Source organism: Nonomuraea wenchangensis, from assembly GCF_900111685.1.
Classification (GTDB): Bacteria; Actinomycetota; Actinomycetes; order Streptosporangiales; family Streptosporangiaceae; genus Nonomuraea; species Nonomuraea wenchangensis.
On sequence record NZ_FOHX01000018.1, the window covers coordinates 125,724 to 146,692 of the forward strand.

Sequence of the window (20,969 nt, forward strand, 5' to 3'; positions counted from 1 at the left end):
GGGCGGGCGCTTGACGGATGCCGCCGCGAGGTATTTGCTCCGCCAGACACCACCACCACCCCAGCAGCCCTCACGTAAGGAGCGCCGCATTGGGCGGCGAAATGTTAGCGCTAACAACATGTCAGGAGGTCCCCTTGACCCCAATCGATTCGCCCCCCGCCCGTACGGCGGGCCCACGCGCCTGGAGACGCCGCTGCGCCGCCGCGCTCTCGGCACTGGCGCTCGTCGTGGCCGCCATGGCTACGGGGACGGGGACTGCCGCCGCCGAGTCCAACGGCGGGACGCGGGTCATGCCGCTCGGCGACTCGATCACCGAGGGCACGCAGGTGCCGGGCGGGTACCGGATCGGGCTGTGGCAGCGCCTGCTCGGCGGCCGGTACACGGTTGACTTCGTCGGCTCGCAGTTCAACGGGCCCGCCGGCCTGGGCGACCACGACCACGAGGGCCATCCGGGCTGGCGGATCGACCAGATCGACGCGAACATCGCCGGCTGGCTGCGCTCGTACACGCCGCGCACGGTGCTGCTGCACCTCGGCACCAACGACGTCCTGCAGAACTACAACGTGGCCGGTGCGCCGCAACGGCTGTCCACGCTGATCGACCACGTCACCGCGGGCGCGCCGAACGCGGACGTCTTCGTCGCGACGATCATTCCGCTGTCCAACGCCGGCCAGGAGTCGGCCGCCCGCACCTTCAACGCGGCGATCCCCGGCATCGTCCAGAGCAAGGTGAGCGCCGGCAAGCGCGTCCACCTGGTCGACATGCACAGCAAGCTCACCACCGCCGACCTGATCGACGGCATCCATCCCACCGCCGGCGGCTACGACAAGATGGCCGCCGCCTGGTACGCCGCGCTGCAGTCGGTGTCCGGCAGCATCGGCGAGCCCGGCGCCCCCGGCTCCACGGCCGGCGCGATCAGGGGCGTGGGCTCGGGCCGCTGCCTCGACGTGTCCGGCGCCGCGCAGACGAACGGCACGCCCGTGCAGATCTACGACTGCAACGGCCAGGCCAACCAGCGCTGGGAGGCCACCGGTGCGGCCGAGCTGCGGGTCTACGGCGGCAAGTGCCTGGACGTGTCCGGCCGCGGCACCGCCGACGGCACCCAGGTGGTGATCTGGGACTGCAACGGCCAGAACAACCAGCAGTGGCGCTTCAACGCCGACGGCAGCATCACCGCGATCGGCGCGAACAAGTGCCTGGACGTGCCCAACTACTCCACCGCCAACGGCGTCAGGCTCCAGATCTGGTCCTGCAACGGCGCCGCCAACCAGCGCTGGACCCGCACCTGACCGCTTGACGCAATCGGACCGTGGTCCATATAGTTCTCGCAACTAAGCGGACCACGGTCCGATACTGTCGAGAAAGAGGTGCTCCCGTGCCGAAGCTCCTGCACATCTCCGCCTCGCCGCGCGGCGAGGACTCCGATTCGCTGCGCATCGCCCGCACGTTCACGGACGCCTACCGCGACGCCCACGGGGGCGACGAGATCGAGCACTGGGACCTGTGGGAAGGCTCCCTGCCGGACTTCGCCGCCGGCGCGCGCGCCAAGATGACCGTCTTCGGCGGCGGCCAGCCGCAGGGCGAGGAGGCCGCGGCGTGGGCCGCCGCCCGGCGCGTGTTCGAGCGCTTCGCCTCCGCCGAGCGGCTGCTGTTCAGCGTCCCGATGTGGAACGGGTCGGTGCCGTACGTGCTCAAGCAGCTCATCGACGTCGTCAGCCAGCCCGGCTGGATCTTCGGCGTCGACCCGGAGAAGGGCTACAGCCACCTGCTGGAGGGGCGCGGCACCCGCGTCGCCGTCGTCTACACCAGCGCCGTGTGGGGGCCGGGGCTCGGCCCGGAGTTCGGCAGCGACTTTCAGTCCACGTACTTCACCGACTGGCTGCGCTGGACCGGCCTCACCGACATCAGCGAGATCCGCTTCCACCCCACGCTCACCGGCGACCGCGACGAGACGCTCCGGCAGGCCGAGGCGCACGCCCGAGAGCTGGCCAAGAGCTTCTGATGGCTCTCGGCGAGCAGGGGCTGCGGCTGATCCGCCGCTACGGCGCCGCCGAGCACTGGCTGGCGATCCTGGTGACCACGCGCGCCGACGGCGAGCCGTCCGTGAGCGTGGTCAACGCGGGCGTGCTGCCGCACCCGGTCAGCGGAGAGACGGTGGTCGCGTTCGTGGCGCGCGGCGGCACGGCCAAGCTCGCGAACCTGCGCGCCCTGCCACGGGCCACGCTCGCGTTCCGGTCGGGCTGGGAGTGGGCGGCGGTCCGCGGGCCGGTCGAGCTGGCCGGCCCGGACGACCCGCTGCCCGGCCTCGGCCCTGCCGCGCTGCCCGCGCTGCTGCGCGACATCTATCATGCGGCCGGGGGCGAGCATCCTGACCTCGGCGCGTACGACCGGGCGATGGCCGCCGAGCGCCGGGCCGCCGTCCTGCTGCGCCCGGAGCGCTTCACCACCAACCCGCCGGGCACCGAGCACGAGGAGCACACATGACGGACAACCTCGACCCCGCCGCGCCGCCGGTCGCGGCGGGCACCATCCAGGTCTGGTCCGACCTGCTGTGCCCGTTCGCCTACGTCGGGCTGATCTGGCTGCGCCGGGCCCGCGCACGGCTCGGGCTCGACGGCCGGGTCAGGGTCGAGCACCGAAGTTTTCCCCTCGAACTATTCAACGGCCCGCACCCTCGGCGCGGCACCGACACCGAGGCCGTCGGGCTCGGGCAGATCGAGCCCGACGCGAACTTCCGCGTCTGGACCGCCCCCGACGACCTCTACCCCCACACCGTGCTCCTGGCCGCCGAGGCCGTGCACGCCGCGAGCGCGCAGAGCCTCGAGGCGGGGGAGGAGCTGGACCTCGCGCTGCGCCAGGCGTTCTGGACGCACTCCCGATCGATCAGCCACCGCCAGGTCATCCTGGACGTCGCCGCCGGGGTGCCGGGCGGGGGCGTGGACGTGGCCGCGCTGCGCGGCGCCCTCGATGACGGCCGCCACCGCGCCGACGTCGTGCGGGACTTCGCGATCTCCGGCACCGACGCGATCACCGGCAGCCCCACGCTGCGCTTCGCCGACGGGACGAGCACGCACAATCCCGGCATCAGCGTCTCCTGGCAGGGGCCGTGGGCGGCCGGCTTCCCCGTCGTGGACTCCTTCGACCCCGGTGCCTACGACGACCTGCTTAAGCGCGCGGCTCGGTGAGCGGCGGGCTGGTGCTCAAACGGGTGGTGGTGGGGGTGCTGCACGCCCCCGGGCACACGCCCGGCGGCGTGTCGCCGGGCGTTGACGGGCACCTGCTCACCGCTGTTCCCTGGCGGCCCGGGCCTCGCCGGGCCGCCGTTGCCGGACCTCCCGACGATCATCCGGTCCGTACGCCGGCTGCTGGACCTGCCGGGGACGGCCCGCGTCCACCCCGGCCACGGCCCTGACACGACGGGACGCGGCGGAACGCCCTCACCTGGAATCGTGGGCCACCCGCGGCTGGTGAGAGACCGACTCCACCAGGCAGGTGACGGCGGCGGCGGCGCGGCCGGCGCCGTACTCGGCCCGCAGGACCCCCGCCACCTCCGCGCTCACGGCCGCCAGGAGGGCGTGGGACAGCGGCTCGGCGTCGGCGTCCGGACGGGCCTCGGCCAGCAGGATGGCGACGTGGCGGTGCCAGAACCGGTAGGCGCCGATGCGGAACCTGGCGCCGGGGCTGGCGGTCTCGGACATCCTGACCAGGTCCAGGTGCCCGAGCACGTACTCCAGGTAGCCGGCGAAGAAGGCGGCCAGCCGGTCGCGGGCGGGCGCGCCCGGCCCCAGCGGCGGCGGGCCGGACAGGATGTGTTGCTGCAGGTCGCGTTCGCGCTCGTCGAGCAGCGCCGCCGCAAGACCCGACTTGTCGCCGAAGCGGCGGAAGAGCGTGCCCTTGCCCACCCCGGCCGCCGCGGCGACCGCGTCCATGGAGACCGACTCCACGCCCTTCTCGGCGAACAGCCTGGCCGCGGCGGCCAGCACCTTACGCCGGTTGCGAGCCGCGTCCGCGCGCTCCTTGGGCGGCCGCGCGCCCAGCATCTCCAGCTCCTCCATGTAAGCGGACTGTAGTCCAATGCCTGCGGGATCCGCAGGCACGAGACGGTCACCGCCCTTGAGGCCGGGAGGAGTCTAGGAGGCGTTCTCAGCGGGGGCGTCCGCGTCGCCGCACAGTGCCTGCCGCTTCAAGGCCGACAGCGCGTCGTCGATGGGGTGGCGCTGCGGCCGGCCCGAGGAGTCCATGGTGTTCCACCGTGCGAGGTTCATCGCGACGGAGATCCGGCGCTCGCCGTCGGCGCGGATCCAGGTCTCCGTCTGGGCGCCCCAGACCGTCCCGTCGTTGCCCCAGAAGGTGCCGCAGCCCGGAATCTCGAGAACGTGCAGGCCGAGGCCGTAGGAGATCTGCTGCCCGGACTGGCTGATGACCGGGCCGGTACGCTGCATCTGGGCCAGCGATGACGGCTTGACGATCCGGCCGTCGAGCAGCATGCCGAAGAAGCGGTTGAGATCCTCCACGGTCGACACCAGCGAGGCCCCCACCCCGGTCCAGGACATGTCATAGACGCTGTAGTCGCGCGGCGGGTCGATCAGGCCGAAGAACGCCTCGTACATGCGGGAATGCGGTCCCTCGATCCGCGGTCCGGTCGGGAACATGGTGTGCCGCAGGCCGGCGCGTTCGATGACGTTGCGGGTGATGTACTTCTCGGCGGTGGTGCCGGTCACCTTCTCCAGGAGTTCACCGAGGATCAGGTAGTTGGTGTTGGCGTACACGCCTGGCGAGGCTCCGGGCGTGCCGACGGCGGGCGCCTTGAGTCCCATCTCGATCAGCTCGCGCGGGGTGAACCGCCTGAACCGGTTGTCGTCCAGACTCTTGGGCGACATGTCCGGCAGGGAAGGAAACGGCTCGAGGGAAGGGAACGCATAACCGAGGTACTCCGGTATGCCGCTGGTGTGGTTGAGCAGCATCCGTACCGTGATCTGCTCGCCGCGTACGCCAGGCACCAGGCGCGGCAGATAGCGGCCGATGGGCGCGTCGAGCTCGACTCGACCCTTCTCGACCTGCTGCAGGACCGCGGCGGCGACGAATGTCTTGGCGAGGCTGCCGACGCGATGCAGCATGCCGGGCGCGACGGGACGGCCGGTCTTCAGGTCGGCGACCCCGGAGGCGCCGCGCCACGACCGGCCGTGTGAGCGCACCTCGGCGAACAGCCCGGGCATGCCCGCGCGGTGGACGTCGTCCAGGGCGGACTTCAGCCGCGCGGGATCGACGCCGGTCACCGAGCTTGAGGCGCCGGCCGGCACGACCGCCGTCTCGCTGGAGGCGGGCGCCGCGGTCACCGTGCCCGCGCCGACCCCCAGCACGGCCGCGCTTGCCCATGCCATCAGTTGCATCTTCATGCCGTTCGCCCCTTCGTTGTCGATGAATGCGAGCGTGCTTCCCGCGGCCCGGACGCGGGCCTGGCCCGTGGGGAACCATCGTGGCCCGCGGCCCGGTCAGAGGTCGTCCTGCCTCGGAAGACACCTCCGCCCGGCACCCGGGATGCAGGACTCTGCAGGCACTACATCGTGAGAAGTAGCGGTCGCTACCGTGTCGATCACGGTCGTACGGGTTCGGGCCCGGAAGGGTGGCCAGCGGCAGGCGACGTCGTCGGCGATCTCCTGCGGCGTCACGGGCAGGTGCTCTGATCAGGGCGGGGCAGGGTGGTGAGCAGGCCGACGAGGGCGTCGAAGGCCCAGCCCCGCCAGCGCGCCTGACTCCAGCCGCGGCTGTGGACCAGCAGGTTGTACGTCTCGGGGGACAGGATCGTCAGCGCGACGTCGGCCGCGAGCTCGCTGGTGAGCCCGTCGCGCAGGGGCGTCTTACGGGCCAGCGCCTCGGCGAAGACGCGTAGCACGGTGAGGCGCTGCCGGACGTTCGTGGTCCAGACCTCGGCGAGGTCGGCATCGGCGGTGGCGGCGCTGCGTACGACGTCCAGGAGGGGAGCGGCCCGCGAGTAGATCCTGCCCGCGCCGGCCACCTGGCGGCGGAGCTGCCCGAGCGGGTCCGGGTCGGCGATCGCGTCCCGCGCCCAGGGGCGTTCAAGGGTGGGCACCGGCTCGTCGTCGCCCGCGACGGCCAGGTCGAGTGCCGCGGCGAGGATGGCCCGCTTGGTGCTGAAGGCGTAGTAGACGGTCTGTTCGCCCACGCCCGCCTCGGCCGCGATGGCATTGATGCTCGTGCTCGTGTAGCCGTTCGTGGTGAACAGCTCGGTGGCCGCCGCGAGGATGCGGGCGCGGGTCGACCTGGCCCGTGCCGTCCTGCCGTCCTCCTTGCCGGGAGTACGGCCGCTGTCGTTTCGTCGTGGTGGTGCTGCGCTCACGACTTGACTATAGCGCCACTACGAAAACATTCTTGTAGTGTGACTACGAAAACAGCACAAGGGAGGGGATCGTCGATGAGCGTCGTCCTGATCCTCGGCGGATACGGCGCGGTCGGTCGCGAGGCCGCCCTGGCTCTGTCGGGACGTCCCGGCATGGAGGTGATCGTCGGCGGGCGTCATCCCGACCGGGCAAGGCCCATTCCCGGTGTGACGTCGGTTCGCGTGGACGCCGCCGACCCCGCTGACCTGGCCACGTCACTGGAGGGAGTCACGACGGTGCTCATGTGCGCCGAGGTCGGCAACGACCGCGTCGCCCGCGCCTGCCTGGAGCGCGGCATCGGCTATGTCGACGTGTCGGCCTCCCACGACGTGCTGGCCGCGGTCGAGGAGCTGGACGACCTCGCCACGGCGCACGGTGCGACCGCCGCCCTGAGCGTCGGCCTTGTTCCCGGCGTCACCAACCTGCTGGCACGCGTGGTCGCCGAGCGGTCGCCGGACAGCGGCCTGGACATCGGCGTGCTGCTCGGCTCGGGGGAGCAGCACGGCTCGGCGGCGATCGCCTGGACACTGGACGGGCTGGGCGTGCTCGAAGGCTCGTGGACGACGGCCTTCCCGGAGCCGTACGGTGCTCGTACCGTCCATCGCTTCCCCTTCTCCGACCAGTACACCCTGCCCCGGACGATCGCTGTGCCGTCCGCCCGCACGGGCCTGTGCCTGGACTCCCGCCTCTTCACCACGCTGCTGGCCGCCGCCCGGCGGCCAGCGATCGCAGGGCTGCTGCGCCGTCCCCGGATACGAGAGCTGCTGCTCAGGGCGCTGGCGAAGATCCACCTCGGAAGCGACGGTTTCGCCGTGACGGTCAGCGCCGGCACGGCTCAGGCGTCCCTCAGCGGGCACTCACAGAGTCGTGCGACCGGTCGCGCGGCCGCGCTGCTCGTCCGCCACCTGCCGGGGTTGCCGACCGGCGTGCGCCACATCGAGCAACTGGTGGACCCGACCGCCTTCCTGACCGAGCTGGCCGCCGACGGGTTCGTCCTCGACATCGATCGCTGAGCCGCGCGGGAGGCGGTCCCGTCGCTCGCCGGCCGGGCCCCGAGCAAGGACTTACGACGCCAAGAGATCGAGATGGAAACCCGCCACGAAGAGATACAGCGCGATGACGTGGAACGCGCGGTCGGGATGCGCTGTGTCGAACGCCACCACCGCATGGCGACGGCCAGGAAATCGAAGCCGGCAACGAACGCCAGAAACATGAACAATTCCAGCCGGGCCAGGCCGGGTAGCGGCACACCAAAAGTCTCGAGAAGGCCAGCGCCCATCAGAACGACGCAGCAGAAGAGGACCGGGATTCCAACCACCTAAACAATTCTGAACATCACGTTGTCCAGTCGGCCCTCAAGGCGTTCGCCGATCATTGCGTCGTATCCTCCGACCTTGGCATCCACCAGGGCTCGGGCGAGCTCCAGCACTTTCTCGTCGGAGGTGATATAAGGCTTCCCCTGGCTGTGTCTGATGTCGAGGTCGATTCGCCGCAGGACATCCTCGTGAAACTGACGGGCGTCATGTCGGCTGATCACCCTCGACGGAATCCAGAAACGGAGATTCTTAGCCCGTACCAGTCGGCAAGGCGCAGGTTGCTCGAATGACGCCCGTGCGGTCGCGGTGATCAGGCGGACTGGCCGCGGGCGATGTAGAGGCTCATATCGGTGAAGTCGAGGGTGATGGTGCAGGGCTTGTGGAAGCTGTGGAAGAAGGAGACCGGCACGTCGAACCCGTTGGGGGCGAGCGGCGCGTTGGGGGGCGTGAAGCAGTAGATGCCGTTGGCGGCGACGTCGCCGAGGCGCATCTCCTTCGGGTAGCAGGGGTAGGCGACGGTCGGGTGGCTGCCGGCGAAGGTCTCGACCGGGCGGTCACGGTCGATGCGGACCTGCAACTGCTTGGCCGTTTCCGCATTGACGATCCCGGCGACCTCGCTCTCTCCGCCGAAGAGCACGCCCACCGCCCCGGTGCCGGAGCCGGCACCGCCGGCGATGCTACCCCTGGTGTGCAGCGCGTGCTCGCGGGCCAGCCACATCGGCAAGGGCTTGGTGCCTGCCCGTGCGGCGGCCGCGCGCGCCTTCCTGGCCGTTTCGGGGGTCCGGCGGCGCAGGATCAGCTGCCGGCCCGCGTAGTCGAAGGTGGTCAGTAAGTGGTAGAAGACCCACATGCCGATCATGCCGTCGCTGTCGGTGTCGACATCTTCGCCCGAATCCGTCGTCGACCAGCTCACAGGGACGTTACGCAGCTCGATGCCGCCCAGCTTGATCGACTCCAGCGCCCCGTAGTGCACCCACACGGTGCCGTTCAGGAAATCGATTTTCTCACTGACGACAGGGCTCAGCCCGGCCTCCTTGGCCACCGACCCCGTCACCTGCAGATTGGGAGCGCCGGTGTAGAACGTGAAGGTCTTCGCCGGCCCGCCGTTGACCGAGACTCCCTCCACCAGCGGTATCGGATCCATCTGCTTCCACTTCAGCTGCGCCGAGTCGCCGTGGACCTGATACGCCTCGCCAGAGAATGACGCGAACCATTTGGCGTAGCTGTCCTCTTCGGCGACTCGCCAATGGGGTGCGGAGAGGGAGAGCTTGTCCTGCCGGATGTAGCAGTCGGCCAGCAGCCGGTTGGCATCCCTGTCGTCGGGCGCCAACGTGACAGCCAGCTTGAGATATCTCTCCGCATCGGTGAACTGGTTGGACAGTAGCCCGACATAGCCACGCCGGCGGGCCGCGTGCAGGTTCTTGGAGTCTGTTTTCAGGATCTCCTCGTACGCGCGGCCGGCCTGCTCGAACTTGCCGGCCTTGAACAGCGCGTCAGCTTCATCGCTACCGGCTAACGCCGTGGCGGTCCCGCTCAGCGACGGCGCGGCCATGGCAGTCTCTGCCAGCAGCGGCGCGGCCGTGGCGGCGCCGGCCAGCACGGCGGCGCCCCGCAGCAGCGAACGCCGGTCCCATTGTCTGTCATCAGCCATGGCCTTCTCCCTTTCGTGGTCGCCTTCACCGGACCTTCCTGTCCGGTGGGCCGGCCACGGCCGGGCTTCGCCGTACGCTCGGCACCTCGGCCGCCGACCCCCACACCCACTGTCGGCCGGCCGTGTCCCCGCCCCGTCCGCGCAGTGTCATGACCGTGTCACGGCCGCAACCGACGTCGACAAGCCGCGGCATGCGGCAGACAACGCGCGCGCATCCGGCCGGAGGGACTCCCACGGCCGTGCTCGGGTGGCGTGGTCAATCGGATCGCTCGCGCCCAGCCGCCGATGTGATCATGGGGCGGTGGTCACCACATCTTGGGACGAGGCGTTCGCGTACCGGTATGAGGAGTGGTCGGCTCACATGGTCGCCGCCATCGCCTTCTACGTCGGCCTCGCCCGTGAGGCGAACGGCCCGGTGGTGGAACTCGGCGTCGGGAACGGACGCGTAGCCATCCCCGTCCCCAAGGCGACCGGCCAGCGGGTCATCGGGATCGACGTCTCACCGGCCATGCTCGAACAAGCCTGTACCCGTGCGGCCCAAGAGGGCGTCGAGCTGGACCTCAGAGCGGCGGTCGCGGGATCGCGGCAGGGTATGACAGCAACGAGGCTCTCCGGCAGAGGCATCGGATCTTGGTGGACTGCTGCACCCGTCGATCATCGCGTTGAGCGCCTGAACCCACCGCACGTCCGGGAGGGGGACAGGATGGTGCGGTCTCCACCCTCGACCGGCTGAACCCGATCACCTGCGCGACCGCGGACTTGAGGTTGTCGTAGCGGATCTTCCCGGCCGGCACCCCTCTCAGGACGCGGAACGCGTGCTCGTGGCCCTCGAAGAACGCCTCCTACCCGCCTGACAGGGAGACCCGGTGGACCGCCTTGCCGGAGAACGACAGCCGCAGGCAGAACAGGAAGCACTTGACATCCTCCCCGGCCGGCCTCCGCCCGGATCTGCGGCTTACGCTCGGCGACGTAGGCTACTCGTCCATCAGCCGGTGCCAGATCCTCGTGACGGTGTGCCGCTGCTTGTGCGGCGCGTCCGGGTCCGCTTTCAGGATCTCATCGATCGCCGGCTTGAACGGGTCCAGCTTCGACGCCCTGGGCGGCAGTTGCTTCCGCGGCTCGGGCCACGCAGAGGCCAGGGCCTTGACGATCGTCCGCCGACCGACCCGGTACTTCTTCTCGATCGCACAGCCCGACATCCCGGTGCGGGTATCGCGGCGGATCGCGGCGTACAGATCGACCTTCGACGAGGGCATGAGGACGCTCCTTCATCACGAAGCGCATCCAGCGTCTCACCGTAAGCCACGCCATGCGGTCAACTCTCACGAACAAAACCACCCTTTTCGGAGGAGTCGGCACAGGTGCGGCCGCGGGCTTCGGCCCGGTGTTCTCCGCGCTGAACAACGCACCCGGCAGGCATCGCCGGTGTAAGCGGCGGCAGCCGGCCCCGCACCTGCCGCCTGGAACACAGTCGTACACGGCCGGGGAAAACGCGTTTGCCAAGGTGGCAACGAATCTTGGTCCCTGGGAAGCTGCGCGCCTAGGGTCGGCACGATCAAGGAAGTGCAGGTCGAGGAGGGGGCACGATGACCGTCGTGCATCGGATCGTGGAAGCGGGCGCGGGGCGCGTCCACCTGGTGGAGCAGGGCAGCGGGCCGCTGGTGCTGCTGGTGCACGGGTTCCCCGAGTCGTGGTACTCCTGGCGGCGGCAGCTGCCCGCGCTGGCGCGGGCGGGCTACCGGGTGGTCGCTCTCGACGTACGGGGATACGGGCGCTCGTCCAAGCCGCGCGACCCCGCCGCCTACCGGATGCTCGACCTGGTCGCCGACAACGTCGCGGTCGTGCGGGCGCTCGGCGAGTCCTCGGCGGTGATCATCGGCCACGACTGGGGGGCGACGATCGCCGCGCACTCCGCGCTGCTGGCACCGGAGACGTTCCGTGCGGTCGGCATCTTGAGCGTGCCCTACGCGCCGCCTGGCGGTCCCCGGCCGAGCGAGGCGTTCGCTCGGATGGGCGGGGAGGAGGAGTTCTACGTCTCCTACTTCCAGGAGCCCGGCCAGGCCGAGTCCGAGATCGAGCCCGACGTGAGGGGCTGGCTCGCCGGGTTCTACCGCGCTCTGTCCGGCGACACCATGGCCGGGCCTGGCGCTCCCGACCCGCATTTCGTCACCCGGGAGGGCGGCACCCTGCGCGAGCGGTTCCCCGCCGGGGCCCTGCCGTCCTGGTTGACGGAGGAGGATCTGGACTTCTACGCCGCGGAGTTCGAGCGGACCGGGCTGACCGGAGCGCTCAACCGCTACCGCAACATGGACCGCGACTGGGAAGACCTGGCCCCCTACGCCGGGGCCCCGATCACGCAGCCGTCGCTGTTCGTCGGCGGCGAGCGGGACGCCTCCACCATGTGGCTGTCCGACGCCATCGACGCCTACCCCCGTACCCTCCCGAATCTGACCGGCAGCCATCTCCTGGACTGCGGCCACTGGATCCAGCAGGAACGCCCCGACGACGTCAACGGCCTCCTCCTGGAGTTCCTCGACAACCTCTGACAGAGCAGGGCATCTCCGACGCTCCCTTACGCCTGGCGAGCCGGACCCGGGCGGGGCCGCTCGGGCGATCAGCCGGACGAGCCCGCGGCGGACGACGGCGCGACGGACTCGCGGTGGCGTACGGGCATCGGCACCCGGTGCACCTCGCCCACCCCGCCGGCGGCCGAGCGGTCGCGCTCGATCTCGGTGAACAGCACGTCCACGGCCTTGCGGCCCAGCTCGTAGTGGGGCAGCGCCACGGTGGTCAGCTGGGGCCGCACCCATGAGGCGATCGGGTGATCGTCGAAGGAGACGATGGAGACGTCCGCGGGCACCTTGAGCCCGAAGTCGTCGAGCGCCTGGTAGGCGCCCATGGCGATCCGGTCGTTGAAGCAGATCAGGGCACGCGGCTGGACGGTCCGCAGCAGGTCCCGCGTCGCCTCGAGGCCGTAGTCGGGCTGCCAGTCCGGGCAGGTGCGGGCGCCGGCCACCTGGACTCCCGCCTCGCCGAGCGCCTCGCGGATGCCGATGAGCCGTTCCACCGCCGCGAGGCTCTCCGTGGGCACGTCGCGCAGGCGCGGCCCGGCGCCGATGAGGTAGATGCCGTCGCGATGACCGGCGTCGAGCAGGACGCGGGCCGCGCGGCGGCCGGCCTCGACCTCGTCGGGCAGGATGGCGGGCAGGGGAGCGGGCTGCTTGGGCAAGGCGTTGAGCAGCACGGCGGGCGCGGCGGTGATGGTCTTGGGCACCTTGATGGTGCGGGTGAACATCGAGGCCAGGATGAGCCCGTCCACTTGACGGTCGTGCATGGCCTGCAGCAGGAGGCGTTCGAGCTCGGCGTCGCCCTCGGTCTCGCCGATGAACAGCATGAAGCCGCGGTCGCGGGCGCCCTCCAGCGCGCCCTTGATCATGTCGCCGGCCAGCCGTGAGGTGGCTACGGTGTCGGAGACGAAGCCGATGGTCCGGCTGCTGCCCGTGCGCAGGCCCCTGGAGACGATGTTCGGCCGGTACTGCAACTCCTCGGCGGTTTTCAGCACCCGCTGCTCGACGTCCTGAGAGATCCGCAGCTCGCGGCCACGGCCGGACAGCACGAGCGAGGCGGTCGTGCGGGAGACGCCCGCGGCCTTGGCCACATCGGCCAGTGTGACCCGTCGTGGGCTCACCTAGTCTCCGATCGTCGCGAGTGTGTTACGGGGGGTTGACATCGTACGACGCGCGTGGTGAGACTATCGGGCGCTAACCCGATTTAGCAACGAGTCGGGACATCTGCCGCGCGCCGATCGTCCCCAGCAGCAGAGGAGATCCACATGGCTCGTCGAGTCCGCCCCGGCCGGTCCGGGGCCGCGCTGATGATCGCCCTGGGGACGCTGGCCGCCGCCTGCGCGGCCCCCGGCAGCAACAGTCCGCAACCTCAGGCCACCGGCGCGTCCCCGATGTCCGCGGCGCCCGCCTGCGGCTCGGCGCCGATCACGATGAACGGCTACTTCGAGACCGGCTTCCCGCTGCCCAAGGCGCTGACCGCCGAGTTCACCAAGCAGCATCCCAACGTGACGTGGAACATCCGCGAGGACCAGTTCGCGGTCATCACGCAGAACGCCCCCCGCGTGCTGGCCGACAACCCGCCCGACCTGATGCGCCTGCCCCAGGTCTCCGAGCTGGTCAAGGACAACCTGCTGAAGAACCTCGACTCCTACGCCGCGGCGTTCGGCTGGGACAAGTGGCCGGCCTCGCAGCTGGAGCAACTGCGCCTCGGCCAGGGCGGCCGCCCGCGAGGCGAGGGCTCCCTGTACGCCCTGGGGCTCAACATGAGCATGACCGGCCTGTTCTACAACACGAAGCTCGCCGCGCAGATCGGCATGTCCACGCCGCCCACCACGCTGGCGGAGCTCGACCAGGCGCTGGAGAAGGCCAAGAAGGCGGGCATCACGCCCATCCTGCAGTTCAACGGCGGAGCCACCGGCGGCCTGGCCTTCCCGCTGCAGAACCTCATGGCCTCCTACGGCCCCACCGCCCCCATCAACGACTGGATCTTCCAGAAGCCGGGGGCCACCATCGACACCCCGTCCAACCTGCAGGCGGTCCAGCACCTGGAGAAGTGGATCAAGGCGGGCTACTTCCAGAAGGACGTCAACGCGGTCGACTACGCGACCATGATGAGCCGCTTCATCGACGGCCAGGGCCTGTTCATGTTCAACGGCGACTGGGAGTCGGGCAACCTCGACAAGCAGATGGCGGGCGGCGTCGGCTTCTCCCTGATGCCGCCGGCCCAGCAGGGGGGCAAGGTCGCCGCCATGTCGGCGCCCCTCACCTTCGGCATCGCCGCGAACGCCAAGAACGCCGACTGCGCCGCCTTCTTCCTCAACTGGGTGGCCACCGACAAGCGGGCCAGGGAGATCGGCGTCGAGATCGGCGGATCGCGCCCGGTGGGTCCGGCGGACGCGTACATGCCTGACGTCAGCTCCGACACGGTCACCGCGAGCACCCTGGCGGCCGGGGCGGACATCGCCAAGGACGACGGCGCGATGGACTTCATCGCCAACGCCACCGGTGCCATCTACGCCAAGAGCTGGACCCCCAACCTGCAGAAGCTGGTGGCCGGCCAGCAGACGCCGGAAGGGCTGCTGAAGGCGGTCCAGTCCGACTACGCCGGCCAGCTCGAAGGGAACTGAGGCAGGTGACGGCCCACCCCGCCGGTGGCCGGTCCGCGCACCGGCGGCCGGCCAGGAGCAGGCCGCGCCGCGCGCGCGGCCTGGCCGGCTGGCTGTTCGTCCTCCCGGCGCTCGCCTTCTACGCGGTGTTCGTCCTGCGCCCGGTCACGTTGACGTTCCAGTACTCGCTGTACGACTGGAACGGCATCGGCGCCTCCACCTGGGTGGGGCTGGCCAACTACGGCAAGGTCTTCACCGAGCCCGACCTGTTCGACTCGCTGGTCAACGCCTTCCAGCTGATCGTCTTCTTCAGCGCCGTGCCGGTCGTGCTCGGGCTGGCCATCGCGGCGACGATCAGACGCATCGCGGCCAGCAGGCTCGCCCTCGTGGCGCGTACGGTGCTCTTCCTGCCCCAGGTCATCCCCCTGGTGGCGGCCGGCATCGCGTGGAGCTGGCTGCTGGCCTCCACCGGCGTGGTCAACCAGCTGCTCACGCTCGTCGGCCTCGGCGGGGTGACCCGCGCCTGGCTGGGCGACTTCGCCACCGCCCTGCCGGCGGTCGGGATGATCGGCGCGTGGGTGCTGCTGGGCCTGTGCACGCTGCTGCTCCTGGCCGGCATGAGCAAGATCGACCCGGCGTTGTACGAGGCGGCCCGGCTCGACGGCGCCGGCCCGTGGCGGGAGTTCGTCTCCATCACCGTCCCGAGCCTGCGCCAGGAGATCGCGGTCTGTGTCACCGTCACCGTCATCGCGGCCCTGGCCAGCTTCGACATCATCTACATCGCCACCCAGGGCGGCCCCGGCAACACCACCATGGTGCCCGGCCTGCAGATCTTCTACCTGGCCTTCTCCGAACGCGAGGTGGGCACGGCCTCGGCTCTGGCCATGGTCCTCATGCTCCTCGTGATCGCCTGCGCCCTGCCCATCCAGTGGTTCGCGAAGGACGGCAACAAATGATCACCGCCCGGCGGGAGGCCTGGACCGGCCGGCTGCTGCTCATCCTCATGATGGCGGTCACGCTCCTGCCGTTCGTCAGCCTGTTCGTCACCGCCCTGCACCCCTCGGGCACCTATCCGGCCGGGCTGGCCTGGCCGGGCGACCCGCAGTGGGGCAACTTCCTGCGCGCCTTCGAGGCCGCGAACATGGGGGCGCTGCTGTGGTCGAGCGTCCTCATCGTGCTGGGCGTGGTGCCGCTCTCGATCCTGCTCGGCACGATGGCCGGCTTCGCACTCGGCCACCTGCGCCTCGTCGGCGGCCGCGTGGTCTTCCTGCTGTTCGTGCTCGGCCTGACCCTCCCCTTCGAGGGCATCATCACGCCGCTGTACTACCAGATCCGCGACATGGGGCTGCTGAACACGCGCTGGGCCATCATCCTGCCGCTCATCGGCCTGTTCATGCCGTTCAGTGTCTTCTGGATGCGCGCCCACTTCGTCAACATGCCCGGCGAGCTGTCCGAGAGCGCGCGCATGGACGGCGCCAACGTGTGGCAGCTGTTCCGGCGCATCCACGTTCCCCTGGCCATGCCGGCGATCTCGTCCCTGGGCATCCTGCTGTTCCTGTGGACGTGGAACCAGTTCCTGCTGGCCATCGTCCTGGTGGACGATCCCGCGAAACGTACGATGTCCGGCGCCCTGGGCGCCTTCCAGGGCCAGTGGGGCACCGACATCCCGCTGCTGTGCGCGGGATCGCTGCTCATCCTGACCCCAACCCTGGTGATCTTCCTCATCTTCCAGCGCCACTTCGTCAAGGCCCTGCTCCAGGGCTCACTGAAGGGCTGACGGCGGTTTCCCCGCCGTCTCCACCCCGTCCCACGAGCGAAAGCAGAGGTCGTCCATGCTCCTCCGAAGAAGATCACGGGTGGCGCGGGAAGCGGTGACCGGGTCCCCTCCGCCCCGGCGGGACGACCGGCAGGACCTGACGTGAGCGGTGACCGGCCGGCGCGCTGGACCCACCGGCACCTCGGCCTGCTCGCCGCGGACGACGCGACCACGGCGCCCGTCATCGACTTCGCGGCCCTGCCCCGGATCCTGCCCGGCCACGACGTCTGGGACCTGTGGCCGATCCAGGAACAGGACGGCTCGACGAGCGTGGCAGGCGGCCGCGAGCTGTGGATGACCCTGTCGGCTCCCGCCCTCGGCCACCCCGAGGAGCGCCACGACCGGGCCCGGATCCGCCTGCTCGGCAGGCGGGGGGACGAGTGGGCGGACCTGGGGAACGCCTTCCCTGACGGCGCCTCGCCCGGCAGCCGCGAGTGGTCCGGATCGGCGATCCGCCGCCCCGACGGGACCGTGTCGGTGTACTACACGGCCGCCGGCCGGCGCGGCGAAGCGCGTCCGACCTACCGGCAGAGCGTCGTCGAGGCCCGTTCCGCCGTGCTCCTCGACGGAGACCGGGTCCTGCTGCGTCACGACGTCCCGCACCGCGAGGTCCTGCGCTCCGACGGGCGGACCTATCTGCCGGCCGACGAGGAGGACGGGGCGCCGGGGCGCATCAGGGCCTTTCGCGATCCGGGCTGGTTCCGCGACCCGGCCGACGGCAGCGACCATCTGCTCGTCGCCGCGTCCACCGCCTGGAGGGACACCTTCACCGGCGCCATCGCCCTCGCCGGCCCGCGGGACGGCGCCTGGTCCCTGCTCCCGCCCCTGCTCGTCGCCGAAGGCGTCAACCACGAGCTCGAACGCCCCCACGTCATCGTCCACGAGTCCCGCTACTACCTCTTCTTCTGCACCCACCGCCACTCCTTCCATCCGGCCGGCCGGGCGCCCACCGGCCTGTACGGCTTCGCCGCGCCCGCCCTGACGGGACCGTACGAGCCGCTCAACGGCTCCGGGCTCGTGATCGCGAACCCCGCCGGCGAGCCGGACCAGGCCTACGCCTGGTTGGTGCTGCCGGATCTCCACGTCATCAGCTTCGCCAACTACCGCTCGCCTCAGGGCCTCGATCTCCGGCACGCGCGGAGCGCGCAGGCGCGGACCGGCTTCGGCGGCACCATCGCCCCGACACTGAAGTTGACCCTGGACGGCCTGAACACCCGCATCGCCCCGGTCCCATTTGCTTCAAATTCGAAGCGGGCTTAGAGTGGCGACCAGTTGCTTCGAGTTCGAAGCAGCCTCTCTTCGTCGAAAGCGAGCCCCGCCATGAAGGCAGTGCGTTTCCACGAGTACGGCGGCCCCGAGGTCCTGCGTCAGGAGGAGGTGGAGCAGCCCGTCCCCGGCGCCGGCCAGGTGCGCATCCGGGTCGCCGCGACGTCGTTCAACGCGGTGGACGGCAACATCCGCGGAGGTTTCATGCAAGGCCCCATCCCGGTGACGCTGCCGCACACCCCCGGCCTCGACGTATCGGGCACGGTGGACGCGCTGGGCGAGAGCGTGCGGGACATCGAGGTCGGCGACCAGGTCGTCGGCTTCCTGCCGATGACGGGGACCGGCGCGTCCGCCGAGTACGTCCTAGCGCCGGCCGAGATCCTGGCGCCGGCGCCCAAGAGCATCCCGCTGCCCGACGCCGCCGCGCTGCCGGTGGTGGGCCTCACGGCGTGGCAGGCGCTGTTCGACCACGCCCGGCTCACCAAGGGACAGCGCGTGCTGGTCAACGGCGCGGGCGGCGCGGTCGGCGGCTACGCCGTGCAGCTCGCCGCGCGGGCCGGCGCGTACGTGATCGCCACGGCCGGCCCGCGCAGCGGCGAGCGGGTCAGGGCCCACGCCGACGAGGTCATCGACCACACCACCACCGACGTCGGCGCGGCGGTGAGCGAGCCGGTCGACGTCGTGCTCAACCTCGCCCCGATCGACCCGGAGCGGCTGGCGGCGCTGCTCGCCCTGATCCGGCCCGGGGGAGTGCTGGTGAACACGACCGTGTGGATGCCCGCGCCCTCCGACGAGCAGCGCGACGTACGGGGCATCGACCTGTTCGTCCGCAGCGACGCCGGCCAGCTGGCGCGGCTGGCCGAGTTGATCGACTCCGGCGAGCTGCGCGTCGAGGTCGCCCGGCGCGTCCCGCTGGCCGAGCTGCCGGCGGTCCACACCCAGGCCGCCGCGGGCGAGCTGCACGGCAAGGTCGTCATCGTCGCGCCCACCGCCACCTGACCCCCGCCGACGAGAGGGGGACGGCCACGACGGGCACGACGGGCACGACGGGTCAACCGGCCCGGTTGCGTCCGGCTCGGGGCTTGGCGGACCGCGGCGGGGTGGCGCGCATGTGGGCGCGGACGCGGGCCAGCACACCGCCGAGCGCCGCGAGGTCCTCGTCGCTCATCGCCTCGAACAACAACCCCCGCACCTGGGCGACGTGCCCGGGGAGCACCCGGGCGACCAGCTCCCGGCCGGCGTCCGTGACGGTCACCATCACGCTGCGCTCGTCGTCCGGCGACGGTGAACGGGTGATCAGGCCACGCTTGTCCAGCAGCCCCGCCTGGTAGGTGAGCCCGCTGCGGCTGTAGACGACGCCGTCGGCCAGGTCGGTCATCCGCAACCTGCCCTCCGGCGCGTCCACCAGCCGGGCCAGGATCTGGAACTGCACCCAGCTGAGGTCGCCGTCGGCCCGCAGGTGCTCCTCCACCGCGTACTGCAGGAGGCTGCTGACCTCCATCAGGGCGAAGTAGGCGCCAAGTTGCTCGGTGTTCAGTCCGGCCGTCGGGTCGCTCACGCCGCTCACCTTACTGCTTCGAATTCGCGGCGCCCGAGGGCGGGAGCGTCGCTCAGCCTTCCTGCGGCAGGGGCCCGGCGAAGACCACGATCTGGTCGATGTCGCCGGCGGCGGTGAGGTGCACCATGTCGGTGCCCGTCAGGACCGCGGTGCCGTCGGCGGACTCGAAACGCCAGCCGAACCTGGCCCACTCGTGGGGCGCGTCGACCGCCGTCGTCCGTACCATGCGGCACCGTCCCGCCGAGTAGCTCTGCACCACCTCGGTGATGAAGTCCTCCACCGCGCCGCGTCCGGCGCCCCTGCCGAGAGGGCCGTGGAACGACACGTCGGGGGCGAGCACCAGACTGAGCAGCCGGGCCCGGCGGGCCGGGTCGCCGGTGTTGGCGGCGGCGATGAACGCGTCGATCGCGTCGGCGTGCGTCTGGCGCGGGGGCCGGCGCGTCGCCGTCCCCCCGCCGGTCACGTGCTGGTCGTCGCCGGTCGTCATCGTGCCTCCCCACGCTCGCGCCGCCCGCTGGACAGCCTAACCGTTCAGTCGTCAGCCACGTGATCAGATGCACGGGCAGGGCCGTGGGTGGCCGGGGCCGCGTCGGGCGGGGGCGGGGCGATCCGGCCGGCGACGGCTGCCAGGATGGCACCTGCCACGGCCGCGGCTGCGGCGGCGCCGAAGGCCGCGCCGCCGGTGTCGTGGAGGCCGGTGAGCCGGCCGGCGACGGCGGTGCCCAGACCGTAGCCGGCCCACATGAACGTGTTGAGCCAGGCGAAGACCTCGGTGCGGTAGCGAGCGGGGGCGTGCGCGGCGAGCAGGGCCGGCACGACGGCGTCACGCGGCCCGGTCACCAGCCCGGCAAGACCGATCAGTACGGCGAGGGTGACGAAGCCCGGCGCCCAGCCCCCGCCGAGCAGGACGGCCGCCTCGGCGAGCGAGAGCAGGACGAGCAGGCGCCCGCCGGTGACGGGCCAGGCCCGCGCGCCGTACCCGAGGGTGCTGAGGAGGGCGCCCGCCGACAGCAGGCCCATCAGCACGCCGGCGGAGGCGGCGGAGCCGAAGGCGGTGGCCGAGGCGACCGTGGCGATGCGCAGGCAGCCGAAGGTGAAGGTGCCGAGGGCGGCGATGGTCAGCAGCAGGAGGGTGGGCCGGTGGGTGAGCGGGCCGGCCAGGTGGAGCCTGCCGGGTGGGGTGGGTGCCGCCTGCCGTACCGCGGGGGAGGCCAGCAGGAGCGTGGTGCCGAGCAGCACGGCGGCGCCGGCGGCGGCCACCACGCCCTGGGCCGGGACGGCCAGGGTCAGGACCGGCACGAGCACGGGGCCGGCGATGAACATCAGCTCGTTGACGGCGTTGTCGATCGCGTACGCGGCGGGCAGGGAGTCGGCGGGGACGAGACGCGGCCAGGCGCTTCTGATGACCGATCCGGCGGGCGGCGTCGTGGCGCCGAGCAGCACCGCGGCGCCGATCATGAGGGCGGGCGGGGCGAGGAGCAGGAGAGCGTAGGCGAGGGTGTGGGCGGCCAGGTAGCCGGTCAGGGCCGGGCGCGGGCCGTAGCGGTCGGCGAGGCGCCCGCCGAGTGGCGCGCACAGGGCCAGGGCCAGGGCGTGTCCGGTGAGCACGAGGCCGGCGGTGGCGTAGGAGCCGAGCCGGTCGACGGCGGCCAGCAGCAGGGCGAGGCTGAGCACGGGCGTGCCCAGCTTGACGATGAGCGCGCTGAGGAGCAGGCGTGGGACGCCTGGTCGGGTCAGCAGGCGGCGATAGGGCGCGAACATGGCGGCTCCGTTACCATCTAACTGGATTAC

At 71.1% G+C, this 20,969-nt stretch carries 22 protein-coding genes; 12 read left to right on the top strand and 10 right to left on the bottom strand.

From position 1 onward, the window contains the following. Nucleotides 1-134 precede the first annotated feature (134 nt). From BMW85_RS51600 to BMW85_RS38785, 4 genes are all read left to right on the top strand, one after another. Nucleotides 135-1,289 (top strand): SGNH/GDSL hydrolase family protein, encoded by a 1,155-nt coding sequence (locus BMW85_RS51600; protein ID WP_245775313.1) that lies wholly within the window; start codon nt 135-137, stop codon nt 1,287-1,289. An 86-nt stretch (nt 1,290-1,375) separates the two neighbouring features. Further along, a complete protein-coding gene (locus BMW85_RS38775) occupies nt 1,376-2,002 on the top strand; it encodes an FMN-dependent NADH-azoreductase (RefSeq protein ID WP_091091865.1) in 627 nt (208 codons plus the stop codon). Next, the gene (locus BMW85_RS38780; RefSeq protein ID WP_091091867.1) at nt 2,002-2,484 is read left to right on the top strand and encodes a pyridoxamine 5'-phosphate oxidase family protein; all 483 of its coding nucleotides are present in this window, start codon (nt 2,002-2,004) and stop codon (nt 2,482-2,484) included. Before BMW85_RS38775 ends, BMW85_RS38780 begins: the two co-directional genes overlap by 1 nt. Further along, nucleotides 2,481-3,185, top strand: coding sequence for a DsbA family oxidoreductase (locus tag BMW85_RS38785; protein ID WP_091091869.1), 705 nt, complete (start codon nt 2,481-2,483; stop codon nt 3,183-3,185). Before BMW85_RS38780 ends, BMW85_RS38785 begins: the two co-directional genes overlap by 4 nt. 252 nt (nt 3,186-3,437) lie before the next feature. On the opposite strand, the gene BMW85_RS38790 is transcribed toward BMW85_RS38785, so the two are convergent. The 3 genes from BMW85_RS38790 to BMW85_RS38800 form a co-directional block, all read right to left on the bottom strand. Continuing rightward, nucleotides 3,438-4,055: a TetR/AcrR family transcriptional regulator gene (locus tag BMW85_RS38790; protein WP_091091870.1), complete on the bottom strand. Its 618-nt coding sequence runs from the start codon at nt 4,053-4,055 to the stop codon at nt 3,438-3,440. Nucleotides 4,056-4,130: 75 nt separating this feature from the next. Next, the gene (locus BMW85_RS38795; RefSeq protein WP_091091987.1) at nt 4,131-5,381 is read right to left on the bottom strand and encodes a serine hydrolase domain-containing protein; all 1,251 of its coding nucleotides are present in this window, start codon (nt 5,379-5,381) and stop codon (nt 4,131-4,133) included. A gap of 284 nt (nt 5,382-5,665) precedes the next feature. Further along, on the bottom strand, nt 5,666-6,358 hold the full coding sequence (locus BMW85_RS38800) for a TetR/AcrR family transcriptional regulator (RefSeq protein WP_091091872.1): 693 nt from the start codon (nt 6,356-6,358) through the stop codon (nt 5,666-5,668). Between the two features lie 75 nt (nt 6,359-6,433). On the opposite strand from BMW85_RS38800, the gene BMW85_RS38805 reads away from it, so the two are divergent. Next, nucleotides 6,434-7,411 (top strand): saccharopine dehydrogenase family protein, encoded by a 978-nt coding sequence (locus BMW85_RS38805; RefSeq protein WP_091091874.1) that lies wholly within the window; start codon nt 6,434-6,436, stop codon nt 7,409-7,411. 305 nt (nt 7,412-7,716) lie between these two features. Here the strand turns inward: BMW85_RS38805 and BMW85_RS38810 are convergent, their stop codons facing one another. Both BMW85_RS38810 and BMW85_RS38815 read right to left on the bottom strand, forming a co-directional pair. Further along, entirely contained in the window at nt 7,717-7,935 is a 219-nt protein-coding gene (locus BMW85_RS38810) for a hypothetical protein (RefSeq protein ID WP_091091876.1), read from the bottom strand. Between the two features lie 89 nt (nt 7,936-8,024). After that, on the bottom strand, nt 8,025-9,365 hold the full coding sequence (locus BMW85_RS38815; RefSeq protein ID WP_091091878.1) for an aspartyl protease family protein: 1,341 nt from the start codon (nt 9,363-9,365) through the stop codon (nt 8,025-8,027). A 301-nt stretch (nt 9,366-9,666) separates the two neighbouring features. Here BMW85_RS38815 and BMW85_RS38820 point away from each other — a divergent pair, with 301 nt between their 5' ends. Then, a complete protein-coding gene (locus BMW85_RS38820) occupies nt 9,667-10,098 on the top strand; it encodes a class I SAM-dependent methyltransferase (RefSeq protein ID WP_218156124.1) in 432 nt (143 codons plus the stop codon). A 241-nt stretch (nt 10,099-10,339) separates the two neighbouring features. Here the strand turns inward: BMW85_RS38820 and BMW85_RS48890 are convergent, their stop codons facing one another. Further along, nucleotides 10,340-10,621: a hypothetical protein gene (locus BMW85_RS48890; protein ID WP_143082556.1), complete on the bottom strand. Its 282-nt coding sequence runs from the start codon at nt 10,619-10,621 to the stop codon at nt 10,340-10,342. Nucleotides 10,622-10,951: 330 nt separating this feature from the next. On the opposite strand from BMW85_RS48890, the gene BMW85_RS38830 reads away from it, so the two are divergent. Further along, complete coding sequence (locus BMW85_RS38830; protein WP_091091879.1) at nt 10,952-11,911, top strand: alpha/beta hydrolase; 960 nt, start codon at nt 10,952-10,954, stop codon at nt 11,909-11,911. Between the two features lie 68 nt (nt 11,912-11,979). Here BMW85_RS38830 and BMW85_RS38835 read toward each other — a convergent pair whose 3' ends face one another. Further along, entirely contained in the window at nt 11,980-13,053 is a 1,074-nt protein-coding gene (locus BMW85_RS38835; RefSeq protein ID WP_091091881.1) for a LacI family DNA-binding transcriptional regulator, read from the bottom strand. Between the two features lie 144 nt (nt 13,054-13,197). Between BMW85_RS38835 and BMW85_RS38840 the strand changes: the two genes are divergently transcribed. From BMW85_RS38840 to BMW85_RS38860, 5 genes are all read left to right on the top strand, one after another. Next, a complete protein-coding gene (locus BMW85_RS38840; RefSeq protein ID WP_091091883.1) occupies nt 13,198-14,559 on the top strand; it encodes an extracellular solute-binding protein in 1,362 nt (453 codons plus the stop codon). A gap of 5 nt (nt 14,560-14,564) precedes the next feature. Beyond that, nucleotides 14,565-15,494: a carbohydrate ABC transporter permease gene (locus tag BMW85_RS38845; protein ID WP_091091885.1), complete on the top strand. Its 930-nt coding sequence runs from the start codon at nt 14,565-14,567 to the stop codon at nt 15,492-15,494. Next, a complete protein-coding gene (locus BMW85_RS38850; protein WP_091091886.1) occupies nt 15,491-16,315 on the top strand; it encodes a carbohydrate ABC transporter permease in 825 nt (274 codons plus the stop codon). The genes BMW85_RS38845 and BMW85_RS38850 overlap by 4 nt, the downstream gene beginning before the upstream one ends. A gap of 141 nt (nt 16,316-16,456) precedes the next feature. Next, complete coding sequence (locus BMW85_RS38855) at nt 16,457-17,614, top strand: glycoside hydrolase family 68 protein (protein ID WP_091091888.1); 1,158 nt, start codon at nt 16,457-16,459, stop codon at nt 17,612-17,614. A 60-nt stretch (nt 17,615-17,674) separates the two neighbouring features. Further along, on the top strand, nt 17,675-18,619 hold the full coding sequence (locus BMW85_RS38860) for an NADP-dependent oxidoreductase (RefSeq protein WP_091091889.1): 945 nt from the start codon (nt 17,675-17,677) through the stop codon (nt 18,617-18,619). A gap of 52 nt (nt 18,620-18,671) precedes the next feature. Here BMW85_RS38860 and BMW85_RS38865 read toward each other — a convergent pair whose 3' ends face one another. From BMW85_RS38865 to BMW85_RS38875, 3 genes are read right to left on the bottom strand one after another with little or no spacing between them, the layout of a single operon-like run. After that, nucleotides 18,672-19,178 carry a MarR family winged helix-turn-helix transcriptional regulator gene (locus BMW85_RS38865; RefSeq protein WP_218156125.1) on the bottom strand — a complete coding sequence of 169 codons (507 nt, stop codon included), beginning with the start codon at nt 19,176-19,178 and terminating at the stop codon, nt 18,672-18,674. A gap of 52 nt (nt 19,179-19,230) precedes the next feature. Then, a complete protein-coding gene (locus BMW85_RS38870; protein ID WP_091091891.1) occupies nt 19,231-19,665 on the bottom strand; it encodes a nuclear transport factor 2 family protein in 435 nt (144 codons plus the stop codon). A gap of 44 nt (nt 19,666-19,709) precedes the next feature. Beyond that, on the bottom strand, nt 19,710-20,939 hold the full coding sequence (locus BMW85_RS38875; RefSeq protein ID WP_091091892.1) for an MFS transporter: 1,230 nt from the start codon (nt 20,937-20,939) through the stop codon (nt 19,710-19,712). Nucleotides 20,940-20,969 lie beyond the last annotated feature (30 nt).